This is a genomic window from Colwellia sp. C1TZA3, from assembly GCF_007954265.1.
In the GTDB taxonomy this organism is placed as follows: domain Bacteria; phylum Pseudomonadota; class Gammaproteobacteria; order Enterobacterales; family Alteromonadaceae; genus Cognaticolwellia.
The window spans coordinates 25,353-31,893 of the sequence record NZ_VOLS01000046.1 but is presented as its reverse complement, the minus strand read 5'-3'; the positions used below and the strand labels follow the sequence as shown (position 1 = coordinate 31,893).

Sequence of the window (6,541 nt, the reverse complement as noted above, 5' to 3'; positions counted from 1 at the left end):
CGCAGGAAAAATAATTCAAGGTAAGGCGCTCGATTGAGCAATAGCTGGCTATTGGGAGTGAGAGCAACACAGCCTTGAGCTATTTTAACTAGTACAAGTGAGCAATAACTTAATGGGATTGGTATTATATAAACTTAAAAGTATTGGCGTGATCAGAAATGCGCATTTTAATAAAAAATTTGACCAAGATAATTTATTAAACAAAGTAAGCGTTAACAGTTACAGCCAAGCTATTCGTTTACTGAAACTGGATTGTATTAGTAGCCTTGTTGGCTCAAGAGCCAGGCTTGAATACGCCCTACGTCAGCAAAATATGGATGAGGCGCTAATAACTAACGCTTTTAATCTTGGCTACAAAGAGTGGGGCTTACACCTGTCAAAAAAATCTCCTTTTATGGCTCAGCTAGCTTTATTAAAAATTACGATTAACAGTAGCTATGAAAAAGACTTTATTTATCGTCTCTATCAACGTCAGATCACCCGTTGTTCGCTCGCTAAAAGTTAACTATTTTTTAAAGCGTGATTTGTTTTTGGCATACATTATACCAATAAAGATTATTTCAGAGAGAACTAACCGATACGATAAGAGATTATCAACTCTGATTAGTGGGCTTATATTGTAAGCAATTAGAGTTTAAGTAAATTTAAACTGATATTAATAGCGTAGTTAAAAATAATTAAACATGGTTAAAGCATGGTTAAAAAATGGTTAAACATGATTAACTGTGCTTACAGCCACTCGCTTCAATTTGCAGAACGCTGGTATTTATATCAAACTTTTCCCTTAGCACGCGCTCTACTTGAAAGCGGCATACTTCATCGTGTTTTTCTAAAGTACATTGATGTTTTAGCACGATATGAGCACCTACCACCACTTGGCCGTTGTCACTTTTAACAATTAAATTGTGCACATTGTCTATGTGCTCTAAACCTTGCAGCACCGTTTCAATTTTCTTCAATGCCGGTAAACGAACGCCATTAAAGAACAAACCTTTAATACATTTATAAAGCAGTTTGGAGCCGGTATAAAGTACAAATACAGAAATAAGTATGCTCGACAACGAATCGACAATTGTCCAACCCGTAACATGAATAACAATACTGGTAACAAAGGTCACTATGGTGGATAGTAGATCAAAAAAGGTATGCAAAAAAACCGCATAAACATTAACACTATCTTTTCGACCTTTATATAGAACATAGGCTGACGCGCCGTGAAATAGAAAACCTAACGAGGCAACCGCCGACATAACAAAGGTGTTTATTTCATGTTCATCATGATGCTCGTGGCCAAATAATCGCTCTGCACCTTGCAGTAAAATCCAACAACTGATCAGTAAATATAATGTACCATTAATCAAACCACCTGAAAGCTCTAATCGACGATAGCCATCACTAAAAGTTTGACCAAACTTTATCGCTAAGGTTGAAGCTATTAAGGCAATAAATAGTGAACTATTATGCACAAACAAATGCCCAGCATCCGCATATACCGCCAAAGAATTTGCATAGGTGGCACCAACAAGCTGGAGCAACATAAACACGCTGGTAATAGCCAATGCAATCAATAAACGCCGTTGTGATGATTTATGTGTTGTTAGAGTAGTCATGCAAAAAAGTTAATATCTCATTAAAGTAATTCATAGCAAGTGCCATATGCTTTTATCAGTTAAAAAACGTCATTATTGTAGTCTTAATTTAGCTAGCTAAATAGTCGCCACCGTAACAGCCGCTTAAATACTGCTGGATTTTTATCAGCAAGTTCAAAGTTAGCTACTGTGACCAATAGGCTTGGTCTAAACTGTCTTCTCGCTCAGGTAAGCCACGAGACAAGCGCGGAGAATGTTGTACTAACACCTCATAACTGACTCTGTTGGCGTACTTACTCATTTGCGATAATGACGAGTAAGTTAAGGCTGGCTGTTCATGCTTGCTTGAGTTTGCCACAGTATTTTTATGATACACATTGGCACTTAAGTCATGTAATACAGCAGCAAGCGCTGCGTCTCCAGCGCCATTAGTATTTTTGATACTTTCAGGTCCTCCCATATAAGGTGCAGAATGGGTATATATTCGCATCGGTTGATGGCAGTCTTTCAATAGCATGGGACGAGAATATTCATAACGGTTAAACTCATCTATTTCACCTGATAATAATGGGTATTCGCTTTCTCGTTTAAACATTTCATCAACATAGCCTGCCATATATAAGCCATGCTTACCGGCGGTGCAAATAACCATATCAACCCAATCAAGACATTTATCCGCAGCGAGTAGCGGTTCTTCAATACCGGTTATGGCTAATGCTTCTTCTTCGTTCATGGTCAGTATGTTGACATACTTTTGGACAAAATCTCGCCAAAATTCAGGTTCTTCTTCGATTAAAAATTTAGTGCCTAAGGTTAGTACCACAGGTACGCCAGCAGCATTTGCGCATTTTACGGCCTTAATTGCCGCTTCTGTCATGGTGTCGCCAGCTTGTGTGCGCATTAAATAAGAGCTAATAACCAATGCTGAAGCCCCTGCAATTAATGACTCATCAATAGAGTCAGGATGTAGGCGGTTTATTAAGCCGGCATTAATGCCAAAAGTGCGTTCACCGTTATCATCAATCAAAGTGAAACAACGACCAATAGGGCCGTCGACGGGCTGAAGATAGTTAAGATCAACACGTGAAGAGGTATTACTGATAAACCGGTAGGCATAGTCGCCAACATGTATATTTTTGGACATGACACCCAGTAAAACTGAACGGTCATCCGCTAACACAGAGTAATTATGCATAGTATTGCCAATAGTGCCGCCAGCAAATTCATAATTGATCAGCGATTCATCCTTCAAACGTTGATAAAGGCGCTGAGTAACTTCGTCTGAGATAACTTGTGACATACCAAGTTTTAAATCGAATTCATCCAAAAACGCTTGATCAACTTTAGCTTCAATATCCACTAAAACCTGATCTATACCAACAATATAGTTTTGAGCAGCTTTAGCGCTAGGATTTACTTGGTTTGTTAATGGGTTTTTATTATCGACAGGAAAATAATGTCGGTGTTGACGGCGTCCGGGAAACTTCATGAAGTAATACACGGTTAATGACAAAAAACGGATTATAGCGCACTGCCATTTGGTTTGACCAGAACCATCACCTAAATTATGGAGAAATGTATATAATCGCTAGTTTGAAGTTCAATATCAGTACAAATAAAATTAAAGAGCGCAAACTACAACAAAATGTCAATCATTTGCGCTCTAGCATAATACGGGAAAGTATTACTACACTCCATATTAATGTGTTATACCAGTTCCATTAAGTTTGTGATCTTGTTGTGCGCAGGAAAAATAACTCAAGGTAAGGCGCTCGATTGAGCAATAGCTGGCTATTGGGAGTGAGAGCAACACAGCATTGAGCTATTTTAACTAGTACAAGTGAGCAATAACTTAATGGGATTGGTATTCTATAGTCATCATAAGACACCATTTCTCGCTGCATGCTTTTTTTTTCCTTAAAAGCCTCTATTTCTTGCCACTTGCGCTTAGCTTGTTTACTGTTTTTTTTCTTCTGATGTTCGAAATAATCGTCGATATCGTTAAGGTTTTCTTCTTGCCATTCTTTAGGTTGCATCACAGATACTCCTCTTGGTAGTTTCCTTTAAATTAATCAATTTATATGACAGTTATTTGAATAAAATATGACAGTTTGGTTAACTATGCGTAGCTTGGGTCGATTTAGCTTGGTTAGGTTTATTTGATAGCGCCACAAACTTAGCACTTTGCACTGGAGTATGGTGCATTGCTGCTAGCCGTTTTATTGTCTACTTAGGTGTGAAGCTTTAAAGCAACTTTTAATCAACTTTTAATCAAGACAATGATGACATCATTAATGCTGGTCACCTGTTCACAACAAAAACTTTGCTAAATTGTTATAATGTGCGCCTAGCATGAAATTTATCTAAGCTATATTTTTGGATAAATTAACTAATTTCAAATAGGCTAATACGAAAGATAAGCCTGAAAATTTACGGCAAAAAAACCTTGGCTTTAAATTTTTTTAACCACTTAATTTCTTTAGCTAGGTGTTAATAATAATGAAGTTATACCAATTTGATTAATTAAGTGATCAATTTGGTATTAGTACTGATAACGCCACTGAATCAGTATAATAGTCGAAGCTAGAGTGATAGCTAAAGTAGCAGTAAGACTGTTATTTTTGATTAACTGAATACAACTTAATGATGGAGTTCTAGTGTTGAATAACGATTAGGTTATGCTTAAAAATAAATATTTCAGCAAGGTAACGGGCGTTTAAAAGCTATTATTAGGTAAAACATAATAATAGCGACTTGTTGCTTGTTTAATAATTATTACTATTAAGGTGCAATAAAATTTATCTTTATTGCACCTTTGACTTAGCTAAATTATTTAGCCCATGTCATTAGAATTCAACGAAAGTATTCCTCACGTCAAATCAGTGTTTACTTTTGCATTATGTTTTTTCGGTGATTAACATAATACTGAGCAAACTCTTCTGATAATATTTCTCCGTTACCATCGCTGTCAATATCTTCAAAGCTGGGGGCATTAGCGAGATTACGCATAGGATACCCCTTTTTGACCCCCACTTTTGTTCTTGCAGCTCTAGCATCATAAAATTCCTGTTTTAAGATAACACCATCACCATTTAAATCGAATTTTGTGAAGCTAGCCATATTTCTGCCTTTACTCATACCTGCAGCTTTTCTGCGCCCTGGTTCCATACTGTAGCCTTGACCTTTACCAGCCTGTTTCATAACTACGCCATTAGCTGCTTTCGTTGCCATACCATCACTTCTGGCTTGGTTGAACTCTTGCTCACTAATGAACCCGTCACCATTACTATCATAGGTAGCAAAAGCAATAGGGCCACGCACTGGCAACTCAGCTGAGATCGTAGATACCGATGTAACACTTAAAAAAGCTACTGAAATTAAGGACATTACCTTGAATGTTTTTTTCATTATTATTCTCCTATAGATTGCTAATTAGCTGTTTAACGCTCTGATTTTCTATAATATAATAGCTCGATTACGTAGATTTAAATTGATCTCAAACAACAGTTATAGTGTACTTAACATCTGTGTAATTAGTCTGTTGACGTATATTAATTTAAAGTTAAGGTTAAGATTAAAATGATAAGCCACTCCTGAAAATAATACATATCTGTATCATTTAAGCTAGTACACCCATTAAATTAATCAATTTATTACTTAATAAAACCAAAAATATCGCTGTGAGTTTTGATTATTATTTGGTGTTATGGCCAACATACAAAAAAACTTAATGATATGGTGACTAATAATGTCTGCGTAAATTTGTTTGCTTTAACTTCAGCAACACGACGATATGCTGAACAGGTAAAAGCCAAACTAAAAGCACTTAATGTAAACTTAAATTCGTTATGCCCCTAATTAATTTACTTTAATTATGCTTAAATCAAAAATACAGTAATAAATATAAAAATTATATCTATAGGAGATAATAAATGTTGGATAATAAAAAATACCGGTTGGTAACTCGTAGTGATTTTGATGGTTTAGTTTGTGCAATCTTACTAAAACATATTAATTTAGTTGACGATATTCTCTTTGTACATCCTAAAGATATGCAGGACGGAATTATTTCCGTAGGGCAAAATGATATTTCAACCAACTTACCTTATGTTGACGGTATTCATATCGCTTTTGATCACCACCACAGTGAAACTCTGCGCAATGAAAAACGTGATAATCATATGATTGACCCTGATGCGCCTTCAGCTGCTCGCGTTGTTTATGATTACTACGGTGGCTTGGAAACCTTTCCTGCAAGGTGGACAAGTATGATGGAAGCAGTTGATAAAGGCGATTCTGCGCAATTTAATATAGAAGAGGTTTTACATGCTAAGCGCTGGGAATTACTTAATTTCATAATGGATTCTCGCACCGGCTTGGGACGCTTTAGAGACTTTCGTATCTCAAACTATGAGCTAATGATGGCTTTAATCGATTTTGGTAAAGATCACAGCATTGACCAATTATTAGCACTACCTGATGTAAAGGAAAGAACCGATCTTTACTTTGAACATGAAGAGAGATTTAAAGCACAAATTAAACGTTGTGCAACGGTTCACGGCAACTTAATTGTCTTGGATTTAAGAGCAGAAGAGATTATTTATTCCGGTAACCGCTTTGTTATTTATGCCTTATTTCCACAATGTAATATTTCCATTCATATTATGTGGGGACTTAAAAAGCAAAACACAGTTTTTGCTACCGGAAAATCTATTTTTGATCGCAGTTCAAAAACAAATGTTGGCGAGTTAATGTTGAAATATAACGGTGGTGGGCATAATGCAGCAGGTACTTGTCAGGTGCCACATGAACAGCATGAAACTTGTCTTGTTGAACTAATTTCAACCATTAACGCTGATGGCTAATTTTTGTTAATACTGACTTAATTATCGTGATGTCGAATATTTTAAAACTCTATTTTATAGAGTTTTCTTGTTTTTGCAGTATGGTAA

Annotated in this window: 6 protein-coding genes; 2 read left to right on the top strand and 4 right to left on the bottom strand. The window is 36.2% G+C overall.

Annotated elements, in window-relative coordinates:
- Positions 1 to 112 precede the first annotated feature (112 nt).
- Positions 113 to 505 carry a hypothetical protein gene (locus ESZ39_RS13175; protein ID WP_146880360.1) on the top strand — a complete coding sequence of 131 codons (393 nt, stop codon included), beginning with the start codon at positions 113 to 115 and terminating at the stop codon, positions 503 to 505.
- 214 nt (positions 506 to 719) lie between these two features.
- Here the strand turns inward: ESZ39_RS13175 and ESZ39_RS13170 are convergent, their stop codons facing one another.
- From ESZ39_RS13170 to ESZ39_RS13155, 4 genes are all read right to left on the bottom strand, one after another.
- Positions 720 to 1,610: a cation diffusion facilitator family transporter gene (locus tag ESZ39_RS13170; RefSeq protein ID WP_146880358.1), complete on the bottom strand. Its 891-nt coding sequence runs from the start codon at positions 1,608 to 1,610 to the stop codon at positions 720 to 722.
- Between the two features lie 163 nt (positions 1,611 to 1,773).
- Entirely contained in the window at positions 1,774 to 3,078 is a 1,305-nt protein-coding gene (locus tag ESZ39_RS13165) for an inosine/guanosine kinase (protein ID WP_146880357.1), read from the bottom strand.
- A 232-nt stretch (positions 3,079 to 3,310) separates the two neighbouring features.
- Complete coding sequence (locus ESZ39_RS13160) at positions 3,311 to 3,625, bottom strand: DUF3545 family protein (protein WP_223270384.1); 315 nt, start codon at positions 3,623 to 3,625, stop codon at positions 3,311 to 3,313.
- A gap of 850 nt (positions 3,626 to 4,475) precedes the next feature.
- Positions 4,476 to 4,997, bottom strand: coding sequence for an EF-hand domain-containing protein (locus tag ESZ39_RS13155; RefSeq protein ID WP_146880355.1), 522 nt, complete (start codon positions 4,995 to 4,997; stop codon positions 4,476 to 4,478).
- 524 nt (positions 4,998 to 5,521) lie between these two features.
- On the opposite strand from ESZ39_RS13155, the gene ESZ39_RS13150 reads away from it, so the two are divergent.
- Positions 5,522 to 6,454 carry an exopolyphosphatase gene (locus ESZ39_RS13150; protein ID WP_146880353.1) on the top strand — a complete coding sequence of 311 codons (933 nt, stop codon included), beginning with the start codon at positions 5,522 to 5,524 and terminating at the stop codon, positions 6,452 to 6,454.
- Positions 6,455 to 6,541: the final 87 nt, after the last annotated feature.